The sequence below is a fragment of the Asticcacaulis solisilvae genome (assembly GCF_017875235.1).
Classification (GTDB): domain Bacteria; phylum Pseudomonadota; class Alphaproteobacteria; order Caulobacterales; family Caulobacteraceae; genus Asticcacaulis; species Asticcacaulis solisilvae_A.
This window is the reverse complement of record NZ_JAGGMI010000003.1, coordinates 38,135-60,786: the sequence shown is the minus strand read 5'-3', so window position 1 is coordinate 60,786 and position 22,652 is coordinate 38,135. Positions and strand designations below refer to the sequence as shown.

The 22,652-nt window shown below is 63.4% G+C and carries 13 protein-coding genes; 6 read left to right on the top strand and 7 right to left on the bottom strand.

The genetic code is table 11. From position 1 onward, the window contains the following. Positions 1-151: 151 nt before the first annotated feature. A complete protein-coding gene (locus tag J2X24_RS22710; protein WP_209718461.1) occupies positions 152-4,006 on the top strand; it encodes a beta strand repeat-containing protein in 3,855 nt (1,284 codons plus the stop codon). Here J2X24_RS22710 and greA read toward each other — a convergent pair. Further along, on the bottom strand, positions 3,999-4,478 hold the full coding sequence (gene greA / locus J2X24_RS06535; RefSeq protein ID WP_209718458.1) for a transcription elongation factor GreA: 480 nt from the start codon (positions 4,476-4,478) through the stop codon (positions 3,999-4,001). The two genes, J2X24_RS22710 and greA, sit on opposite strands and share 8 nt — an antisense overlap. 144 nt (positions 4,479-4,622) lie before the next feature. Beyond that, positions 4,623-5,555 (bottom strand): LysR substrate-binding domain-containing protein, encoded by a 933-nt coding sequence (locus J2X24_RS06530; protein ID WP_209718455.1) that lies wholly within the window; start codon positions 5,553-5,555, stop codon positions 4,623-4,625. Between the two features lie 96 nt (positions 5,556-5,651). On the opposite strand from J2X24_RS06530, the gene J2X24_RS22705 reads away from it, so the two are divergent. Together J2X24_RS22705 and J2X24_RS06525 are read left to right on the top strand one after the other, a co-directional pair. Next, positions 5,652-5,783 (top strand): hypothetical protein, encoded by a 132-nt coding sequence (locus J2X24_RS22705; RefSeq protein ID WP_281064931.1) that lies wholly within the window; start codon positions 5,652-5,654, stop codon positions 5,781-5,783. 59 nt (positions 5,784-5,842) lie between these two features. Next, positions 5,843-6,436 carry a hypothetical protein gene (locus J2X24_RS06525; RefSeq protein WP_209718452.1) on the top strand — a complete coding sequence of 198 codons (594 nt, stop codon included), beginning with the start codon at positions 5,843-5,845 and terminating at the stop codon, positions 6,434-6,436. On the opposite strand, the gene J2X24_RS06520 is transcribed toward J2X24_RS06525, so the two are convergent. Continuing rightward, the gene (locus J2X24_RS06520; RefSeq protein ID WP_209718447.1) at positions 6,431-7,216 is read right to left on the bottom strand and encodes an arylamine N-acetyltransferase family protein; all 786 of its coding nucleotides are present in this window, start codon (positions 7,214-7,216) and stop codon (positions 6,431-6,433) included. The two genes, J2X24_RS06525 and J2X24_RS06520, sit on opposite strands and share 6 nt — an antisense overlap. Positions 7,217-7,430: 214 nt before the next feature. Further along, entirely contained in the window at positions 7,431-9,179 is a 1,749-nt protein-coding gene (locus J2X24_RS06515) for a DUF885 domain-containing protein (protein WP_209718445.1), read from the bottom strand. A gap of 86 nt (positions 9,180-9,265) precedes the next feature. Between J2X24_RS06515 and J2X24_RS06510 the strand changes: the two genes are divergently transcribed. Together J2X24_RS06510 and J2X24_RS06505 are read left to right on the top strand one after the other, a co-directional pair. Further along, positions 9,266-11,575 carry a S9 family peptidase gene (locus J2X24_RS06510; RefSeq protein WP_209718442.1) on the top strand — a complete coding sequence of 770 codons (2,310 nt, stop codon included), beginning with the start codon at positions 9,266-9,268 and terminating at the stop codon, positions 11,573-11,575. Positions 11,576-11,692: 117 nt separating this feature from the next. Then, positions 11,693-13,195 carry a calcium-binding protein gene (locus J2X24_RS06505; protein ID WP_209718440.1) on the top strand — a complete coding sequence of 501 codons (1,503 nt, stop codon included), beginning with the start codon at positions 11,693-11,695 and terminating at the stop codon, positions 13,193-13,195. Positions 13,196-13,232: 37 nt separating this feature from the next. On the opposite strand, the gene J2X24_RS06500 is transcribed toward J2X24_RS06505, so the two are convergent. Further along, positions 13,233-15,395, bottom strand: coding sequence for a calcium-binding protein (locus J2X24_RS06500; RefSeq protein WP_209718438.1), 2,163 nt, complete (start codon positions 15,393-15,395; stop codon positions 13,233-13,235). A gap of 257 nt (positions 15,396-15,652) precedes the next feature. Between J2X24_RS06500 and J2X24_RS06495 the strand changes: the two genes are divergently transcribed. Continuing rightward, positions 15,653-20,896, top strand: coding sequence for a beta strand repeat-containing protein (locus tag J2X24_RS06495; RefSeq protein WP_209718436.1), 5,244 nt, complete (start codon positions 15,653-15,655; stop codon positions 20,894-20,896). Positions 20,897-21,175: 279 nt separating this feature from the next. Here J2X24_RS06495 and J2X24_RS06490 read toward each other — a convergent pair whose 3' ends face one another. Together J2X24_RS06490 and J2X24_RS06485 are read right to left on the bottom strand one after the other, a co-directional pair. Next, positions 21,176-21,610, bottom strand: coding sequence for a hypothetical protein (locus tag J2X24_RS06490; RefSeq protein WP_209718434.1), 435 nt, complete (start codon positions 21,608-21,610; stop codon positions 21,176-21,178). Positions 21,611-21,720: 110 nt separating this feature from the next. After that, positions 21,721-22,599, bottom strand: a complete 879-nt coding sequence (locus tag J2X24_RS06485) for a LysR family transcriptional regulator (protein WP_245344501.1) — start codon at positions 22,597-22,599, stop codon at positions 21,721-21,723. Positions 22,600-22,652 lie beyond the last annotated feature (53 nt).

The following is a 22,652-nucleotide window of genomic DNA, read 5'->3' as shown; positions in this document are numbered from 1 at the left end:
CGCCGGCGTTTCCGGCGGCCTTTTTTTACCGCCTTGGTCATCTCTCGTTAACCATGTTCCGCAATCCTGACGGGAGCCCGGATTCGGGCGTGTCTAAGCTTTTCCGCACAACTCGTTTCTTTTTCCCGACATGGATCAGGGGGGATTTCCCATGGCAGATATCAACGGCACACCCGGCAACGACACACTGGTGGGCGACGGCGATGCGCTGGCTGACAGCTTTTACGGCTTGGCCGGCGACGACAGCATCAGGGGCAGTGTCTCGGGCGATGTTCTGGACGGCGGCGACGGCAATGACCGGCTCAAGCTTAACGGCAGCAGCATGTACAACCCCGTCACGAATGTTACCTTGCTGGGCGGGGAGGGGAATGACTGGATCGAGGTTGGCGGCATCGTTTACGACGCCAGCCTGGACGGCGGGATGGGCGACGACACGATCTGGCATTCGGGTACGTCCGACGGCACCGTTACGGGCGGCGAAGGCAATGACTGGTTGAACGGCCACGGCTGGCTCGATGGTGGCGCCGGCAATGACCGGCTCGACACAGGCAGCACCATGATCGGTGGCGATGGCGACGACTCGATTACCATGAGCTCGCAAAGTCCAACCGAGGTCGATGCCGGCAATGACAATGACCACATCCTCTATGTCCCCGAAACCGGTTGGGTCGCGCCCGCGACGATCAATGGCGGGCTTGGCGACGATACGATCGAATTCCTGTGGATCGACAGCAGCGAGGTCATCATCCGCAACGACGGCAGCGACTATACGGTCCAGTTCCGCGAACGCGTCATCCCGGTATCGGGCGTCGAGACGCTTCAGTTCGCTGACCGCACCGTGGCGCTGAACGGCGCGGTCTTTACCGTCAGCGACGGCACCGAAGGCAATGACACGATCTCAGGCGGCGAGGACAATGACCGGCTGGATGGCAAGGGTGGCGACGACCTGCTGAGCGGCGGCTATTCGGGCTCGGACACCCTGTTCGGCGGCGACGGCAATGACGAACTGTACACGCACGCCAGTGGCGGCAACTGCGTGCTGGCCGGGGCCGGCAACGACACCGTCTACGCCAGCGGAAGCATATCGGGCGGCGACGGTCACGACGCGATACGCGGGCAGGCGCTCGGCGATGTCCTGAATGGCGATGACGGGGACGACTTCGCCGTCGGCTGGCTGAATGGTGGCAGCGTCGTCAGTGGCGGCGCGGGGAACGACACCTTGTCGGCCGATGGCGGCGACAACCGCATCGACGGCGGCATCGGCAATGACAGCATCAGGGTCTATTTTTCCGACCGTGACACCCTGTTGGGCGGCGACGGCAATGATGTCATTGAGGGTGCATGGCTGGGCGGGGCCAGTCTGGACGGCGGGCTTGGCGACGACACGGTCGGTATCTGGATCACCGAGTCCAGCGAGGTCAATTTCGTCAGCGGCGGCGACGGCAATGACTCGCTGTCGGGCGTCGGTGTGCTGTCGGGCGGGGCGGGCGACGACACCCTGTCGGCCAGCTATGCGACCACCCTTATGGGCGGCGATGGCAATGACGTCATCGCTGTGGAGAGAGATGGTTTTGTGATCGACGGTGGTGAGGGCGACGATCTTGTCTCCCTGAACGGTCTGATCGGCTCGACCGTGACGGGCGGTGAGGGCAGTGACACGCTCGTGGTTGCGGGCAACAGCGCGGACTTCGTCATCGTACGCACCGGCGCCGACAGCTTCCGCATCGGCGAAAACACCGTAGAGGGCGCGGCCCTTTCAGGCGTCGAATTCGTGGCCTTCGATGACGACACGATCGCGCTCGACGGCATCGGAATCATCGACGGCACGGAAGACGGCGACTTCCTGGTGGGCGATGCTTTCGTCAACATCATCAACGGTCTGGGCGGTGACGACAGCCTGTATGGCGGCGAGGGCTTTGACACCCTGAACGGTGGTGACGGCAACGACATGCTGGGTGACTACCTGGGGGGCGGCATCCTGACGGGCGGCGAGGGCGATGACTATATCGATGTCGCAGGCCGTGGCGATGGTGGCGCGGGCAATGACACGCTGTACGGCTTCGGGACGCTTCTGGGCGGTGAGGGCGACGATTTGATCGCGGCGCCGGGCTACGAGCATCTGCTGGACGGCGGCGCGGGCAACGACAGCATAGTCGCCAGCGCCTACTGGTCCCCGGACTTCGGCACGGTTTTCCTGAGCGGAGACGGTTCGACCGTTATCGGCGGCGAGGGTGACGACGTGGCCGTGCTGGCCGGCGACAGTACGCAGTACGGCATCGCGCAGACCGGCGATGAAACCTACGTGCTTACCTGGGACGAAGGCCAGATGACCGTGTCGGGCATCGAATACCTGGACTTCGACGACCGGATGATCAATCTGATCGCTACGGTCATCAACGGCACGGAGGACAATGACACCCTGACCGGTTTTGCGGGCGACGACGTCATTTCCGGCTTCGGCGGCGACGACAGCCTGGAGGGCGGCTTTGGCAGCGATACGCTGACGGGCGGCGACGGCAATGACGTCCTGTTCGATATCGGCGGTGAATACGGCGTCAGTCCCGGCACCAATATTCTCGAAGGCGGCGCGGGCAACGACACCCTGATGGCTGGCGATGACGCGACCCTGGTGGGCGGCGACGGCGACGACAGTCTTCTGGCCTTCAGCGATACCAGCCTGCCCAGCGACGCCATCAGGCAGGCAACCTGGCTGCGGGGTGGCGCGGGTGACGACAGCATCCATATTGCCACCCCTTGGTCAGCCTACGCCTTCGGTGACGACGGCAATGACAGCATGACTTCGAGCGGCGACGGGAACGTGGCGCTAAACGGTGGCGCGGGACACGACACCGTGACCGGCAGCTGGGGCAGCGACACCCTCTATGGCGACGAGGGTTCGGATCTGCTTACCGGCAACGAAGGCAACGACCGTCTGGAAGGTGGTTCGCGCTGGGATACGCTTTACGGCGGCGACGGCGATGACACCCTCTATGGCGGCGAAGGGAACGACGTCATGTACGGCGGCAAGGGCAATGACCACTATTCGGTCGATCACGTCGGCGACCGGGTGTTTGAGAACGCGGCGGTCAACGAAGGGTTCGACCTGGTCTCGGCGCAGATAAGCTGGAACATGACGGCCAATATCGAGGCGGTCCTTGTGTCGGGCAACGACATTACCATCGTCGGCAACAGCCTGCACAACACCATGACCAGCACCTATGGCAGCCAGACGCTTGTCGGCGGGGCGGGCCACGACACGATCAGTGGCGGCGACGGCGATGACTATCTCGACGGCGGCATCGACTCGGACGTGCTGGACGGCGGCAAGGGCAATGACACGCTCCTTGGCGGCCAGCGCTGGGATACCCTGACCGGCGGGGCGGGCGACGACGTGCTGGACGGCGGGACTGAAAACGACCGCATGTCGGGCGGGGCGGGCAACGACACCTATTACGTCGACCACGCCGGCGACCGCGCGCTGGAAAACGCCAATGAAGGCGCCGACACGGTTTATGCATCGGTTGACTTTGCCCTGTGGGCCAATGTCGAGGACCTGATCCTGACGGGAGCGGCGGTCAGCGGCACCGGCAACGGCCTGAACAACCGGATCACTGGCAATGCCGTGGCCAATACCCTGGACGGCGGCAACGGCAACGATACGCTGACAGGCGGGCAGGGCGACGACAGCCTGACCGGCGGCACGGGCCGGGACGATTTTGTCTTCGCGGCGGCGGCCGGAAACGGCGCGGACAGCCTCACCGACTTTGTCCATGCTATTGACCGGCTGGTGTTCACGGGCAGCGACTATGGCTTCGGCAGTGGGCACAAGCTCACCAACGCCCAGTTTACCGTGGGCGCGTCTGCAGTGGGATCCGGCGCCCAGTTCATCTGGGACGCTGGCACGGGCCACCTTTACTGGGACGCCGATGGCACGGGCGCGAGCGCGGCCGTCGATCTGGCGCAGATCAGCGGAAGCGTCACGAAGGACGATCTCTACTTTACCTGATCGCGATGATAGCGATGTCCGCGCCGTCCAGCGTGACCTCTTCGTCCACCGCCTTGCCCATGACCGCGCGGGCCAGCGGCGAGACATAGGACACGCTGCCGGCGGCCGGATCGGCTTCGTCCTCGCCGACGATGCGGAAGGTCTGGACACGGCCGTCTTCGCGTTCGATCGTCACCGTGCAGCCGAAGACGACGCGGTCCGGATCGGGCACGGGATCGATGCGCTGGGCCGAGGCCAGGCGCGCCGTGTAATAGCGCAGGTCGCGTGTCGCCCGCGCCATGGCGGTGCGGTCCTCGTTGACGGTGCCGGCGGCTTGCGCGGCCGTCCACGCGGCCTTGGCCTCGGCGAAGGCGGCCTCCAACTGGGCCAGCCCGGACGGCGTCACCAGGTTCGGGTGTGGCGAGATGGGGCGATCCGGCAGGTTGGCCGCGGCGGATTCGTGGTCTTCGTCTTTGGTAAAGGCTACGCTCATCGTCGTATGTCTACACGGTTGCCGCCCCGGGCAAAATACGTCCATATGAGGAAAATCATCGCCGCGCCGTCAGGCACAAGGTTATTCCCGATAAAGCGAATTGGCCGCGAATGATATTTCTGAAAAATGGGAATAAACAGCGGTTCAGCCCAGGGCGTCGGCGTGGTGGCCGAAGCGGCCGCGCAGCCACTGAAGCGTCTCCGCCACCTCGCGCTCGAGCCAGGCACGGAAGGCGCGAATCTTGCGCTCATCCCCGCGGCGCGGCAGGCAACAGAACCACGCACTGCCCTTCGCCACCGCCCAGTGCGGCGCTACCGGAACCAGCAGGTTCTGCTCGATCTGCGCTTGCCACATGAACGGGTTGAGCATGGCCGCACCGTGGCCGGCTATGGCGGCATTGCCGTCGAGCAGCTGGCTGTCGAACCGCAGCGGCGCCCGTTCGGTGTCGTCATAGGGCAGGCCCGTGACCTGCTCGTGCCAGACCTGCCACCAGATGTCGTCGGCCGAGGTGCGCGGCAGTTTCAGCACTTCGTCCGGCGTGGCGGGACGATGCCGCGCCAGGAAAGCGGGAGTGGCCATGGGAACGATCAACGCGCCCGTCAGCCGCGCCGAACTGAGGCCCGGCCAGGCGTGCGCTGCGCTGCGGATAGCGATATCTGCGTCGCCCTGTTCCAGATCGGCCAGGGCGTCCGACGCCATGACGCGCACGGCCAGGCCGGGGTGGCTTAACTGAAAGCGGCCGATGCGCGGCGCCAGCCAGTTGGCGCCAAAGACCTGCGAACATGCGACCGTAAGCACCTGGGTGTCGTCGGCCTTAAGGTCGGAAAAGGCCTTGGCGATGCCGTCCAGAGCCAGGGTGAGGGATGGGGCCAGCTTTTCGCCCAGGCTTGTCAGTTCGACGCCCCGGCCGCGCTTGGTGAAGAGCGGGCCTTGGACCAGGTCTTCGAGCTGGCGGACCTGGTAGCTGATGCCGGACTGGGTCATGTTGAGCTCTTCGGCGGCGCGGGTGAAGCTACCGAGACGCGCGGCGGCCTCGAAGGCGCGGACGGCCATCAGGGGCGGGAGCTTACGGGCCATGATCTATCAGTCCAGCTTATGGATAGGTGCACGGTCCTGATTGGACGCGAACGCCGGTATCTGGGAATAATCGCTGCAAACGCATGGGAGTGCAAGATGCGCGACGATTATCTCTCGGCTGAATGGGCCGAACATCACAAGGCTATGACTGATGGATTGGATGCGTTGCTGCGCAAACTGCTGCGTGTCTTAATGTTCTGGCGGCGTGTACGACGCACCGATGGATAGCTGTTGACTTGTTTCCAGAGCATTTGTGACGTTATATGGTCGCATTGCGGTGGGGGAACATGGGACGCTTTGGCTTCATTAAATACGCGCTGATCGCAGGATTGCTGGCTGGCAGCATGGCTGCGCCGGTCATGGCCAAGCCTGCGCAGACTGAGATGGCGCGCGCCAGCTACGCCGAGTTTCGCAAGCTGGCTGAGCCCCTCCATCTGATTGACAATATCAAGGCGATCCTCAGTCAGCAGGTTCGGAAAACTCCCGAAACTTCGCAAATGCCGGCCAAATGGCAGGCAAAATTGGCGGCTGAGCTGGACCGCGGCGTTGATAGCCGGCGGGAGGCTGTTATCGACCTCGTCATGGGGAGGGCCGCGAAGGCTTTCAGCGACGAAGAGGTTACCAAGCTCAGGCGGATTTGTGCGATCCCGGCTATCGAGCGCTATAAGGCTGGAACGGCGTTGGCGGTGCGCTCGGACAGCGACAAGACGTCCTACAGAAAAGCATTTGTAGAAGATCCGCAAATCAGGGCCTTGTCCGAGGCCGACGTCAAATTGCTGCAGCGCCTTTTTTGGGAGACCGGAATTTCCGTCGACGCGGCCATGGTGGAACTGGGACCTGTGATTTCGGAGGCGTTTGACGCGGCGAACGCGGCATCATAGACGCGCAGAAGTATCCTCGGTCGGTGTAATGCCGAACAGGTCCTCGATCACGACGGGCAGGTCCTCCGCCGCCACGGTGCGCTCGATCACCTCGCCGCCGGCATAGACGCGCAGGTAATCATCGACCAGCAGGATGCGGCCGTCATCGGTGTGGCGCATCAGAAGCGTTGTCTGCGTGAAGATCGCGTCCGGCGAGGTCGAGTTGAACCAGTTGGCCGGGACGAAGTCGACCAGCTCAAAGCGGTCGAGATTGAAGCTGTAGAGATTGTCCCAGCCATCGGGCATCCGCGCCTGGGCGATATATTCGCCGTCCTTGAGGATCAGACGGTAGGTGTCGTGGTCTTGCAGGACAGGGGTGTCGATCAGGTCGAGGTCCATCGGCTCGCGGATGGCCAGCCGGCCGTAGCCGGTGTCGCACAGGTACTGTTTGCCTTCGATGGTGGCGATGATGACCATGTGGGTGCGTGCCCGCCGCTCGGGGAAGGTCATCGGCCGGGCGCCCGCCAGCGTGTAGGGGGTGCCGATGGCGGAAAGCGCCATGGCGAACAGGCTGTTGACCTCGTAGCAATAGCCGCCGCGCTGTGTTGGGATGATCTTGGCAACGATGTCGTCGAGGTCGATGGACACGATCTTGCCCGCACGGACATCGAGGTTTTCGAAAGGCACGGTGCGCAGCTGGCGCTGCATCATCTGTTTCAAGGTGGCGAAGTCTGGCGCGGGCGTGCCAATGAAGCCGATGCGCTTCAGATAGGCGTCGAGGCGGAAGGTGTCGGCGTGCATGGCGGCGTCCGGAGAGAGGTGTGGCGCCTTGATATCGTGACGATGTGTGCCGACGCAAGGGGGCGTTGCATTCCCTCCTCCCTATCGAAGATGGGGAGGTGGCAGCGCGCGGAGCGTCGCTGACGGAGGGGTATTACGGTTCAGTTGTACCCCTCCGTCATTTGCTGTCGCAAATGCCACCTCCCCACCGCTGCGCGCTAGGGAGGAGGGTGGTTCATTCTCCTGCGTAAGGACTCCTGCCGCCATCGGCGATAAACTGGTCGGTGCGCAACTCCACGACCGACAAAGGCACCGACCCCAGGTCCAGGACCGCGTCGTGGAAGTTGCGGATATCGAACCGCTCCCCCAAGGCCGCTTCGGCGCGATGGCGCGCTTTCCAGATCGCCATCTCGCCGAGATAGTAGCTCAAGGCCTGGCCCGGCGAATTGATATAGCGGTCGGTCTCGGTGGTGACCTCGTGCTCGCTGAGCGCCGTATGATCGCGCAGATATCCCAGGGCCTTCTCGCGCGACCAGCCTTTCGCGTGCATGCCCGTATCGACCACCAGCCGGCAGGCGCGCCACATCTGATAGGTCAGCATGCCGAAATGCTCATAGGGCGTGTGGTACATGCCCATTTCGACGCCCAGCCGTTCGGTATAGAGCGCCCAGCCTTCGCCATAGGCCGAGATATAGGTCGATTGCCGGAACTCAGGCAGCGCCTTGTTCTCGAGCGCGAATGGCATCTGGAAGGCGTGGCCCGGCGCGCCTTCGTGCAGCACCAGGGCGGGCAGGGTATAGAGCGGCCGCGCCTTCAGGTTATAGGTGTTGAGGATCAGCACGCCCGGCCCGCCATTGCCGCCGGTATTGTAGGGCGCGATGGCTTCAGGCGTGGGGATAACGGCGAAGCGCTGGCGCGGCAGGCGGCCGAACCAGTCGGAAGCCTTGCCGTCGAACTCTTTCGATATCCACGCACCGCGATCGAGGAACTTCTGCGGCGTGTCGACGTAGAATTGCGGATCGGTGCGGAGCTTGTCGTTGAACTGCTGAAGCGTGCCGGTGAAGCCGACTTGTTTCATGACCAAGTGCATCTCGGCTTCGATCTTGGCGACTTCGTCCAGGCCGATCTGGTGGATCTGGTCGGGCGTCAGGTCCAGCGTTACATATTCGCGGATCAGCGCGCGATAATAGGCCTTGCCGTCGGGCAGGCTTTCGGCGGCGATGGTGGCGCGCGCCTTCGGCATATATTCCGTCCGGACAAAGGCCAGGACGCGTTTGTGCGCCGGGATGACGCGCGTCTCGATGGCTTCCTTTGCCAGGCGTCGCAACTCTGCCTGTCTGTCGGCCGGGATCGACGCCGGCATGGTCTTGAACGGCGCGTAGAAGGTCGTCTCCTCTGTCGCCTTGCCTTCATAGGGGATGGTGATCGACGAGTCGCGGCCCGCGATCGACACCCGCGACGCAGTGAAACCGCGCTTCAGGCCCGCGGCCATATTGGCCAGGTTCTGGTCGAAGAAGCGCGGCACGTCGTTAAGCCACGCAATCCGGTTGCGATAGTCCTCCTCGGTGCGCAGGCTCTTCTGCGACGCCCAGCCGAGCCGGTTCCAGAAGCCCCAGTTCATCTCGTGGCTGCGGAAGGTCTCGTCTGCAATCAATGTTGATATTTGATTGCGGTAGACCGTGTAGTTGATCTGCTCAGCCGGCGACAGGGTCTTGGGATCGATGGCGTCGAGCTGGATCATCACTGCTTGCCAGCGTTTGAGCCGTGCATCGTGCGCAGCCTGCGATACGTCGGCCAGGCGGTCGGGGACGGTGTTGTCGTCCTCGCCGCCGGGGTCGAGCGACTGGCGCCAGGTCCACTCGGTCTCATAGAGGGTTCTGAACGCCGCATCGGCCGTACCTGCCTGGCTTTGGGCCAGGGCAGGGCCTGAGCAGGCAAGGATTACCGCGGTCAGGCCGGCGGCCCGGATCCATCTTATCGACATCGCATCGCCTCCATGATAGTTTGTATATTGTATACTTGATACAATTATGCTTCAAAAAGCAACCAGAGAGTTCAGGGGATACCGTCATGACAAGGACTGTGATTGCGGCTGCACTGGGGATGATGGCTTTGGCGCATGCCGCCTGGGCGACGCCAACGCCTCAGGATTACGATCGCGCCATCGGCCTCAGGGCGGCGTGGTCGGGCCTGACGCGCGACATCGCCGAGCCCGGCCAGTGGGTACCGGACACGCACCTGTACATCTATCGCAAGACGGTCGAGGGCGGTTTCCAGTTCATTCTGCTGGATGCGGATACCCAAACCAAACGCCTGGCATTCGATCATGACAAACTGGCGGCGGCTTACAACCTGGCGACTGGAGCGAAGACAACCGGCCTGGCCCTGCCGTTTACCGCGCCGTTTACGACCGCTGTATTCAGCGATGGCGGACGGGCCGTTACCATCCGCGCCAATGAAACCGAATGGCTGTGTTCGCTGGTCGCATACACCTGCGCCAAGCCGGCGGGTACGCCCAAGCAGGACCGCGGCTTCTCAGGCGTGGTGCGCGACCTGAAGAGCCCGGCCGACAATACGCCGCATCCTTCACCCGACGGCAAGTGGCTGGCCTTTGTCGAAAACCACAATATCGCGGTAAGGCCCGCCGCGGGCGGCGCGACCATTCGTCTGTCGACCGACGGGTCCGAAGGCCTGTTCTACGATCCCGAATCCATCGTCTGGTCGCCGGATTCGTCCAGGATCGCCGCCTATCGCGTCCAGCCGGGCTATGCGCGCCAGGTCGTGCGCGTCATCTCGTCGCCCGCCGACCAGGTCCAGCCCAAGGTCGATACCCAGCTCTACGTCAAGCCGGGTGACGCGGTCGATATCGACCGGCCGGTCCTGTTCGACGTCGCGACGAAAAAGCAGACTCATATCCCCTATGATCTCTTCCCCAATCCGATGCGCGTTACCGATCTTCAGTGGCGCAAGGACGGCAAGGCGCTACGTTTCGAGTACGATCAGCGCGGCCACCAGCTCTATCGCCTGATCGAGGTCGATGCGGCCACGGGCAAGCCGCGCGTCGTCGCCGAGGACACCAGCAAGACCTTCATCAACGCCTATAGCCGCCGCTTCGCCAACGACGTCGGCGGTGAGGGCAAGGAGGTCATCTGGATGTCGGAGCGCGACGGCTGGAACCACCTTTATCTCTATGACGCGACAACCGGAAAGGTGAAGAACCAGATCACCAGGGGAGAGTTCGTCGTCCGCTCCGTGCTCAAGGTCGATGACAAGGCCCGCCAGATCTGGTTCGCCGCCAACGGCATGCGCAGGAATGAGGACCCGTACTTCCAGCACGTCTATCGCATTGACTTCGACGGCCGCAATTTGACGCCCGTCACGACCGCGCCAGCCTTCCATGACGTGGCCTTCTCGAGCGACATGAGCTTCTATGTCGACACCTATTCGCGCGTCGACATGCCCAATGTCGCCGAGTTGCGCCGTACGAAGGACTTGGGGCTGGTCACCCAGCTCGAACACAGCGATATCAGCCGCCTGACAGCCGCCGGCTTCCGTCCGCCGGAAGTCTTCACCGCCAAAGGCCGCGACGGCAAGACCGACATCTGGGGCGTCATCGTCCGCCCCCAGAATTTCGATCCTAACAAGACGTACCCGGTCATCGAGAACATCTATGCCGGGCCGCACTCGTCGTTTGTGCCCAAGACCTTCTGGCCGTTCGGACCCCATTCCAGCGGCGACAAGGTCATCGGCATGCAATCCCTGGCCGATATGGGCTTCATCGTCGTCCAGATCGACGGCATGGGCACGCTCAACCGCTCAAAGGCCTTTCATGACGTGGCGTGGAAAAACCTCCAGGACGCCGGCTTCCCGGATCGCATCGCCTGGCACAAGGCGGCCGCGGCGAAGTATCCGTCCTACGACATCAGCCGCGTCGGCATCTATGGCGGTTCGGCCGGCGGCCAGAACACGCTGAGCGCCCTTGAGGAATTCCCCGACTTCTATAAGGCCGGCGTCGCCTATGCCGGCTGCTTCGACAACCGCATGGACAAGATCGGCTGGAACGAAGCCTGGATGGGCTGGCCGATCGACGAGAGCTATTCGCGCGCATCGGGCGTCGACAATGCTCACAAGCTCACGGGGCACGTACTGCTGGTCGTTGGCGAACTCGACATGAATGTCGATCCGGCTTCGACGCTTCAGGTCGTCAACGCGCTGATCAAGGCGCGCAAGGACTTCGACCTGATCGTGGCGCCCAATGACGGCCACGGCGCGCTGCGTACCACGGGCGATATAACCTATGGCCTTCGCCGCCAGTACGATTTCTTCGTCCGGCATTTGCAGGGGGAGGCGACGCCAGACTGGAACGCCGCAAGCAAGTAAAGGTTAATGTCCGTTTAACCAGATAGTTGAGATAGCGGCGTTCGATTCACCTTAATGGATGCCAAGTGTGCCCGCGTGCATTATAAGACGCCTCCGTCTGACACATTGGAGAACGTTATGGCGGGATTTAACGGAACCAGCGGAAACGATACGCTTATCGGCGGTATCGGCAGTGACAGTATCTACGCCCTGGGCGGCGACGACTTCATCACCGACGACTTCGGCAACGACACCATTTTCGGCGAAGAGGGCAATGACACCATTTCCTCAGGCCGGGGCAGCGACGGCATCAGCGCCGGCCTGGGTGACGATTATGCCAATGCCGGCGGCGGCGATAACACTATCCTGGGCGGCGCGGGCAACGACACCATCCTGGCCGAGGGTGGCAAGGACTATGTCACCGGCAACGAAGGCAATGACGTCATCTACAGCCTGGCGGGCCGCGACACCATCTATGGCGGCGAGAACAACGACCGCATCTTCAACGATTTCCAGGCCAGCGAAATCATCGACGGCGGCACGGGCCTGGACACCGTCATCGGCGCCGGCGACATGTCGGCGGCGGCCGTCAGGGCCGTCGAATACCTGGTCGTCACCGCCGGCGGCTATGAGCTGAAGGCCACGACCGCCCAGCTCAAGGGCTTTACGGGCATCTCCTATACCGGCGAATACGGCGGCGCGTCGGGTGGCAGCTGGTTCCGCCTGGCCGATGCCGGCGTGGCCGATTTCCGCGCGCTGCAGGGCGTCATCGCCTATGCCTCGGACGCCGGCAATACGCTGCTGGGCTCAAGGCTGGCCGACCGGCTGACGGGCGGCGCCGAGGCGGACCGGCTGGAAGGCGGCGCGGGCAATGACAGGCTTGCGGGCGGCGCGCTGGGCGATACGCTTTACGGCGGCGACGGCAATGACACGATGGACGGCGGCATCGACAACGACCAGATGTTCGGCGGCCTGGGCGACGACATCTATTACGTCGATAATTCCGGCGACCGCGTCTATGAAAAGACCACCGTCAACGAAGGCAATGACCGGGTCTATGCTTCGATCAGCTGGAACATGACGGCCAATGTCGAGGCGGTGGTATTCACCGGGTCCGTCAAGGCGGTGAGCACCGGCAACAGCCTCAGCAACACCATGACCGGCAATTCCAGCGACAACCGCCTCCTGGGCGGCGTGGGCAATGACAGCCTGTATGGCTGGGATGGCAATGACCGGCTGGATGGCGGAGCGGACCATGACCGGCTGTCGGGCGGCAATGGCAATGACACGCTTATCGGCGGCGGCGGCAACGACCAGCTGGGGGGCGCCGCGGGCGCGGATGACTTCGTCTTCGCGGGCACGGCGGTCAATGGCCACGACCACATCCTCGACTTCGAACACGGCATCGACCAGCTGGTGTTCAGGGGTGTGGACTATGGGTTCGCCGCGGGGCATGTGCTGACGGCGGCGCAGTTCACCTTGGGAGCGTCGGCCGCGGGTACGGGCGCGCAGTTCATCTGGGATGCCGCGGCGGACAAGCTGTGGTGGGATGCCGATGGCACGGGTTCGGGCGCCGCGTTCGAGCTGGCCATCGTCACGGGGACGAACCTCACGAAGGACGATCTTATCTTTACGGCGTAGGGCAGGGGCGGCCTCGCAGGCCTCCCGCGCCTTGCCGTCAGACGATCACCAGGTCATCCTTGGTGATCGTCGCGCCGCCCGAGATAAGCGCCAGTTCGACGGCCGCCGCGCCGCCTGAGCCATCGGCGTCGAAGTAGAGATGCTGGCCCGCGCTGTCCCAGATGAACTGCGCCGCCGAACCGACAGCCGACGTGCCGGTAGTGAACTGAGCCGCCGTCAGCACATGGCCGCTCGCAAAGCCGTAGTCGGCGCCCGAAAAGACCAGGCGGTCGAGGCCGTGCTGGAAATCGAGGACGTGGTCGTGGCCATTGGTCGCGGTCGAGCCGAAGACAAAGTCGTCCGCGCCGGCGCCGCCACCCAACTGGTCGTTGCCCGCACCGCCGGTCAGCGTGTCCATTCCGTCGCCGCCCGACAGCCGGTCATGGCCTTCGCCGCCGTCAAGCGCGTCATTGCCCGCCCAGCCGTAGAGGCTGTCATTGCCGAGCCCGCCCGCAAGTGCGTTGTTCTGCAGGTTGCCGTCGATGCTGTTGTTCAGGCCGTTGCCCGTGCCGCCGATGTCGCCGGCGCCGGTGATCAGCTGCAGGTTCTCGACATTGGGCGTTAGGGCGTAGCTGATCGAAGATCTGACGGTGTCGCTGCCTTCCTCGAAATTCTCGTACACCCGGTCGCCGATATGATCGACGTAGTAAAGGTCCTGTCCGTTCCCGCCCCACATGCGGTCATTGTCCGCGCCGCCGTCCAGCGTATCGTCGCCGATGCCGCCGTCCAGTGTATCCCAGCGCGCGCCGCCGTTCAGGTAGTCGTTGTAGTCATCGCCCTCGAGAGAATCCGAGCCGTTCTCGCCGTAAATCAGGTCGGTGCCGTAGCCACTTAGGACTGTGTCGTCGCCCGTTCCGCCGTAAACGGTGTTCTGGCCCATGCCGAGTCGTATATGGTCGTTACCTGCGCCACCGTCGAACAGGCCCCCGCCGCTCAACTGGTCATTACCGTCTTCGCCAGAGACGGTGTCAATTCCGCCGAGGCCGCCGACATATCTGTCCGCTCCGGCCGATCCTGTGAAGACGTCATTATACTCACCGCCATAGACCTCTTCGAAGCCGGAGATGGTATCAGTGCCGCCGGATGCGTGTAACTTCACGACAAGTCCGGTCGTTAGGTTGATATTTAAACCGTATCCCAACCCGGCATAGGCGACGAGGTCCAGGCCGGCGCCACCGTCCAGCCGGTCTTGGCCATTGCTGGCGACAACTATGTCGTTTCCGTCTCCACCCAGCAGGGTGTCGTCGCCGCCAAGGGCATCGAGATGGTCATCGCCGCCGCCGCCGTCGAGGGCGTTGTTGCCACCAGCGCCGGAAAGCGTGTCCTTGCCATCGAAGCCATTGATGACGTCATTGCCTCCCAGGCCATCGATCACGTCACCCAAGTCGCTGCCGTTCAGCGTGTCGTGCCCGGAGGTGCCTGTCGTGCGCACGACCGGGTCATAGCCGCCGAAGTTTGCCGCTGTCAGGGCATTGATGTCGACGTTGTCGAGAACGGCGAGGGTGATCCGGCTTTCGGGAGCATAGCCCAGGCGAACCAGTACGTCGCTGCCTTGGCGCTCAAGCGCAAAGCCGACGCCGAACGGATTGCCGGGATGCCAGTCACCGTCGTAGAAATCGAGGTCCAGGATGTCGCCGCCGGCGCCGGCGGTAAAGTCGGTAATATGAACCGCGTTCCAGTTTTCGAGAACAAACCTGTCGCTGCCCGTGCCGCCGGTAATCGTCCCATCGGCGAACTCGAAGGCCCGGATGGTGTCGCTGCCGGCGCCGCCATCGACGGTAAAGCTGTCATTCCCGTAAACCCGCAGGAAATCGTCGCCGTCGCCGCCATGGACCGACGTCGGACCGCCCCAGCTCTCGATGGTATCGTTGCCGCTGCCGCCGTAGACCCGGCCGCCTTCGGACTGGATGGAGTCGTTGCCTTCGCCGCCGTCGATCAGGTAATCGTACTGCCCCCCGTACATGAACACGTAGTCGTTGCCGGCGCCGCCCTCGACGGTGGCGGAGTTGGCGTCATTCTGGATGACGTCGTCGCCGTCGCCGCCATCCAGTACGCCACCCAGGCCATAAAGGCTGTCATTGCCGGCCAAACCGTACAGGTCCGTGTCGCTGGCCGGCGCGGTCAGGCTGTCATTGCCCGGAGTTCCTGTGATACTCGCCATCTCACCCTCGCTGTGTTGAAGCATGAAATACCGGCGCGCAACTTAGGCGAGCGTTTCGTCAGGTCAATTCACAACAGCGCGTGAAGCTTTATTTGTGATCGGATGTTACAATATGCCGGGCTGCGTCGCGAAGGCTGACGGTAAAATATGCGCGCAAGCACGGACTTGCGATTGCGCCTGGACGCTTGTCCGGCTAGGAGTGCACATTGCCGCACTTCGACTGTAAGCCTACAGCGTACGACTAAGGGGGGACTATCATGGCCAATCTCATCACCGGCACGCCCGGCAACGACACCCTGTCCGATACGACGGGCGATGACAGCATCAGCGCGCTGGGCGGGAACGACAGCGTGGTCTCCTACCAGGGGAGTGATACCCTGATCGGCGGCGTCGGCAACGACACCCTGGCCGACTTCGGCGATGTCTACAGCTATACCGAAAGCAACACCGGCTACGGCGAGGACGGCGACGATTTTATCCTGCTCAAGGGCTATCTAAGCGGCGGGATCGGCAACGACTCGCTGATAGGCGCGGGCGGCGGCAACACCCTGCTGGGGGGCGATGGCAACGACAGCCTCGAAGCGTGGAGCGGCGGGCTGAATCTTTTCGACGGGGGGGCGGGCAATGACCTGGTCCACAGCCACGGCTACAAGGATACCGTAACCGGAGGCGACGGCGACGACTCGCTCTTTGGCACCGCGGAGGTGTCGGGCGATCTCGGCAACGACACGATTGCCGGCAACGACGCGGGAACCCTGCGCGGCGGCGATGGCGACGACGTCATCACCGCCTATTACAGCGGTGGCAGCTTCATCGAAGGCGGTGAGGGTAACGATTTCATCAACAGCCAGCAGTGGGGCAACGCCACGGTCAGCGGCGGAGCCGGCAGCGACACGGTCGACTTCAACGGCGCGGAAAGCAGCTATACGCTGCTCAACAATGGCGGCGACTACCTGGCGCTGCGCTGGGGCAGCGAGCGCACGTCGCTTACCGGCGTCGAAGCCGTGCGTTTCGACGGCGGCGATGTCATCCTCAGCCATGGCGCCCTGGGTGATCTGATCGAAGGCACATCCGGCAATGACAGCCTGACCGGCACCGTCTACGCCGACTGGCTGGATGGCAAGGCCGGTAATGACACGATCAGCGGTAACGACGGCAACGACTCGCTGCGGGGCGGGAAGGGCGATGACAGCCTGACCGGCGGTGAGGGCGCGGACGCCATTGAGGACTTCGTGGGAACCAATACCCTGTACGGCGGCGCGGGAAACGACACCGTCGGTGGTTCGGGCACGCTCTACGGTGGCGACGGTTCGGATGTCCTGTCCGGCAATACCTACACCTACGATCCTGACCAGTTGACCACGCCGGACGCCCTGTATGGCGAGGCGGGCGATGACACCCTGAGTGGCGGACAGATATCGCCTTCCACACTTGGCCCCAATACGCTGGACGGCGGCATCGGTAACGACCGGATCTATGGCACGAACGGTGGCCGGGACTATATCATCGGCGGCGACGGCGATGACTACGTCGATTCACTAAATTCCGAGGACACGCTGCTGGGCGGGGCGGGGAACGATACGCTGACCTCGAGCAGCGGCTGGTCCAATGTCTATGACAATTCGAGCCTGGACGGCGGTGACGGCAACGACATCCTCATGGGCAACGGCACGCTGGACGGCGGCGCCGGCGACGATATCATTACCTCCGAAGGCGCGTCGCAAATCATTGGCGGATCGGGTAACGATACGGCCGTCTTCCGCAGCAACGCCAGCGAATTTACACTCGTCCGCAGCGGCGCGGACGTGCTTGTCGTCCGAAACAGCTATGGTCTGCAATACGCGACGTCGATCAGCGGCATCGAAAACCTGCAATTCAGCGACGTGACGGTCGACGTCGCCACGGCCGGCATCGGTGAAATCTTCGCGGGCACCGCGGCGGCCGACAGCCTGACCGGGACGGCCTACAGCGACTATATCTCTGGCGAAGACGGCAATGACACGATCAATGCCGGCGACGGTAATGACGCGGTTTATGGCGGCTTCGGCAGCGACGCTATCAATGGCGGCCTGGGCAATGACCGCATTGGCGACGTCAATGGCGCGAACACCGTCGATGGCGGCGAAGGCAATGACAGCATCGAAGCTTCCGGCACGTTGCAAGGGGGCCTCGGCAACGACACGATCGTGCTTCAGCGCGGCTTTGTCGAGTTCGACCCGACGGGGACGGCAAACGGTGGCGAGGGTGACGACACCATCACCGGCGGGGGCGGCGAGTGGCTGGTTTCGCTGGACGGCGGCAATGGCAATGACTGGCTGACCGGTGTCGGAACGCTGGCGGGCGGGGCCGGCAACGATTCCCTCTACGGCAACATCGGATATGCACGGACGGACGACCTGCTGCTGGGCGGCGCGGGCGATGACAGCCTGTATGGCGGTGACGGCAACAATACGCTCGATGGCGGTGACGGCAACGACTACGCCCTGGCGACGAATGCTTCTTACAGCCGTGGCAGCGCATCGATCATCAATCTGGGTGGATCGGAAGGCTATGCCTTCGTGACGCGCCCCTATCCGAATTCGGGCGGACCGGCGAAGACCGTCGAAATCATCAGGAATGTCGAGCAGGTCTTCCTGCAGGGCCACGGCCTGATCGACCTGGCACAGACCGGCAGCGTGATTACGGGAACGGTGGCGGGCGAAGCGCTTTCGGGCGGCGCCTGGGACGATTCCATCGTGGCCGGTGACGGCGCGGACACGGTGTCCGGCGACAGCGGCAACGACATCCTGCTGGGGGGCGACGGCGATGACAGCCTGATTGGTGCTGCGGGCGGCGATGAGATCGATGGCGGCGCGGGCAATGACAGCCTCCATGGCGGCGACGGCGACAATACGATCAGCGGCGGCGACGGTAACGACCTGATCGAAGGCGGTATCGGCCAGGAGGTGCTGGAAGGCGGCAGCGGCAATGACACCATTCGCGCCGGCCAGAACAGCGACACCGTTCGGGGCGGGGACGGCGACGACCTGATCTACGCCACCGGCATCTATTACAGCCCGCTCAGCGGCGGCGACGGCAATGACACGCTGAACCTGCAGGACGCCTTATACGCGGTTTCGACCAATTTCAGCTATGGCGGCTACAGCATCGAGAACATCATTGGTTCGTCTTTAGGCGACGCCATTACGGGCGACGCCTCCGATAACCACATCCAGGGCTGGCTCGGCAACGACACCCTGGATGGCGGCGGCGCGGGCATGGACACGCTCGACGGCGGTGATGGCGACGACACGCTGTCCACCACGACGGGGGGCATGGTCATCGGCGGCGCCGGCAGTGACACGCTGGTCGTGTCGGCCAATCGCGACGGCTTTATCGCCATCGTCGGTGGTGGCGAGACCAAGGTCGCCAACGGCGCTTACGAAGTGGCCATCAGCGGCATCGAATATATCCGCTTCAACGACCAGACGATCGCGGTGTCGGATCTGGCCGTCAAATATGCGCTGGTTGGCGGGCCGGGCAATGACAGCCTGACCGGCACAATCGAACCGGACTCGATCAATGGCAATGGCGGCGATGACACGGTTCATGGCGATGCCGGCGCCGACACGATCAAGGGCGGCAGCGGCGCTGACGTGCTGCATGGCGAGGCCGGCGGCGACCTGATCGACGGCCACGGTGGCAATGATACGGTTTCCGGCAATGACGGCGATGACACCCTGTCGGGTGGCGCGGATGATGACAGCGTCGATGCCGGCGCCGGCGTCGATGTCGTGGCGGGCGGCGATGGCGCGGATGGACTGTCCGGCGGTGCGGGCGACGACTGGATCGACGGTGAAGCCGGCAACGACACCGTGTCCGGCGGCGACGGCGACGATGACCTGATCGGCAGCGATGGTAATGACAGTATCGACGGCGGCGCGGGCAACGACACCCTGTCCGGTGATGACGTCGGCGGCTGGGGATTGAACGCCGACGACGATACCCTGAGCGGCGGGACCGGCGACGACTTCGTGATCTCCTACGGCGATGGCGCGCATGTCCTGGGCGGCGACGGCAATGATTGGATATTTGCCGGCGGCAAGACGATCGATGGCGGCCTGGGTGACGATACGCTGGCGCTCCACAGCAATCTCGACCATTCCGTCACGACCGTTCTGGGGGGCGACGGCGACGACCATATCGCCCCGCAGAACTATTTCGATATCCTGTTCATCGACGCGTCCGGCGGCGCGGGCAACGACGAGCTGACCGGTAGCGGCACGCTGCGCGGCGATGCGGGCAATGATACACTCGCCGGCTATGGCACCCTGGCCGGCGGCGCGGACGACGACACCTATCTGTATTTCGGACCGTTTGGAGAGTCGATCCAGACCTTCGTCGAACTGGCCAGTGAAGGCACGGACAAGGTCATCGCCTTGTCCAGCCATACCCTGGCCGACAATATCGAGAACCTGGAAGTCGCCGAAGTCGCAGGCGGCGCCTCGGCGACGGGCAACGCGCTGAACAACCTCCTGACCGGCAATGGCGCAAACAATATCCTCGACGGCAAGGCGGGCGCCGACACGCTGGCCGGCGGTGAAGGCGACGATGTCCTTGATGGCGGCGCCGGTGTCGATTCGGCCGTGTTCTCATACACACTGGCTGAGGCCAGTTTGCAGCACCTGACGCCGAACTCGCTGACAGTGAGCGGTCCCGATGGCGTCGACAGCCTCACCGGTATCGAAAGGCTGGTCTTCTCTGACGGCGCGGTGGATCTGGTGGACAGCAATCCGCTGGTCGACGATCTCTTTTATTTCGGACAGTACGGTGAGGTGTTCGAGGCCGGCATCGACGCGGACGCCCACTACACGGAAACCGGGTGGCGTGAAGGCCGTGATCCCAACGCCTTCTTCTCGACGACGGCCTATCTGGAGGCCAATCCCGACATCCGGACCGGCCTCGACCCGCTGACGCACTACAACACCGTGGGCTGGCGCGAAGGCCGCGATCCGTCGATCGCATTCGATACGCGGCTATACCTTCAGCATAACCCCGATGTCGCCGCCTCCGGCGTCAACCCGTTCGCGCACTATCTCGAAACCGGCCGCTTCGAGGGCCGCGAAGCCTATGCCGCAATTGGGGAAAAGATCAGGGGCAACGGCTTTGACGCGGAATACTACCTGCTGGCCAACCCCGATGTCGCTGCCGCCGGCGCCGATCCGCTGAAGCATTACAACCGGTTCGGCTGGAAGGAGGGGCGCGATCCGAACGCCTTCTTCGATACCTCGGCCTATCTCGCGGCCTATACCGATGTCGCCGCCGCCGGCGTCAATCCGCTGGATCATTACAACCGCTTCGGCTGGAGGGAAGGCCGCGATCCGTCGGGCGCCTTCGACACCAGCGATTACCTGAAGGCCCATGCCGATGTCGCCGCGGCCGGGATCAATCCGCTGACCCACTACCTGATGTACGGCGCCTACGAAAACAGGCTGATCTTCGACGACGGAAGTTTCTTCTAGATTTCGGAGTGGTCGCATGCTCGGTCGAAAAACAGGTTTCCACTTTCGCAGCATGCTTTAGAGCGATATGGCGAAAAGTGTAAGCGGTTTTCGCCTTAAATATCGCGACAAAACAAAAACTTAGATCGGTATGATGTTTCCACTTAAAATCATACCGATCTAGCGTCTGGACACAATGGCATCCACCGCACGACTCTCGCGGCGATAAGAAGGGCGGACAAGACGTTGTCTGCCCTTTTGTCATATCGCGTTGCGACGCTTCGGAACGCCTGACAGGCCTTAGTCGATATGCAGGGCGTCGCCGCCGCCATGGCGGGCGGCCACCAGCGGGCCCAGTTCGGACAGGTAACGCGCGCGGTCGACGGCGCTCAGCCAGCCGATGGCTTCGTGATAGTCCGAAAACAGGCAGATGGTCTCATTGGGAAACATCGGCGAGACCGACGGAATACGCACGCGGTCGATGACATCCAGCGACACGACGGCGACGTGGGCATGATAGTCGTGGCCAGCGGTCAGGTCGCGCCAGCGCGCGGCCATTTCGGCCACGTCGGCGTCGCTGAGGTAGCCGGTAAAGCGCCGGACGTCGGTCAGGCGGTTATAGGTCCACGGTTCGTCGATCTGGGCGTAGTGCTCGAACGCCTGGTCGATGAAGTCGCGCGCCGACACGTCGCCGATCGGCCGCAGGATGATGATCCTGCGCTCCGGATTAGCCATGAAGGTCAGCCTGGCTCTATACTCTGCCCGCATACGCACACTCCCCAAACTGTCTTATAAGCGCGTTTTCCTTGCGAAACCGCTAATGCCGCAAGCTTATCGACGCGACGTCACCCCAGCCGCGCCAGTTCGGCGATCAGGATGTCGAAGACCAGCCGGATGCGGCGGCTGGTGCGCAGTTCGCGGTGGGTGACCAGCCACAACGGTACTTCGAAGGCGGGCAGGTCCGGCAATATGCGGACCATGTCGGGCGTCCGGCTGGCGATTTCCTCCAGCATGAATGAGACGCCCATGCCGCGCCGGACCATTTCCCAGACCGTGACCGAACTGCCCGAAATCAGGCGGATATCCGAGGATTCAGCGGGAATGCCCAAGCTGCGCAGATGCGCCGTGAAGGCTTCGATGTCGTCGAAGCCGATCAGGTGGGGAACGATATCGGCCGGTTCGCGCGGCAGGCCGTGGCGCTCCACCCAGCCCCGGCTGGCATAGACGCCGGCCGCCGACGACCGCGCCAGCCGCCCGATCAGGTCTGGGTCTCCGGGCCTCAGGTGACGCAGTGCGATATCCGCCTCGCGCCGCCTGAGGTCGCTCAGCTTGTTGGAGGCGATGATCGTCACGGTGATCTGCGGCGCCGCCTCGCGGATGCGCGCGATGATGTCCGGCAGGATGTAGGCGGCGTAGCCGTCGGTGGCTGAAATGCTCACCGGCCCTTCGACCGCGGCGGCGGACGCTGACGCCGACAGCCGCGTCGTCACGGCCGCGTCGCCCATGACCCGCACGTGCTCCAGCAGTTGCTGGCCGGTTTCCGTCAGCACCAGCCGCTTGCCGATGCGTTCGAACAGCGTCACCTTCAGACTGTCTTCCAGCGCCGCGATCTGGCGCGACAGGGTGGGTTGGGTCAGGCCAATTTCGCGCGCCGCCGCCGATAGCGAGCCCGCGACAGCGGTGGTGTAGAAGGCGCGCAGCTGGTTCCAGTCGAGATCGTCCATGCATATACGCATAACGTATGTGCAATTTTTCGCAATTCCCTCATTCTGTGCAT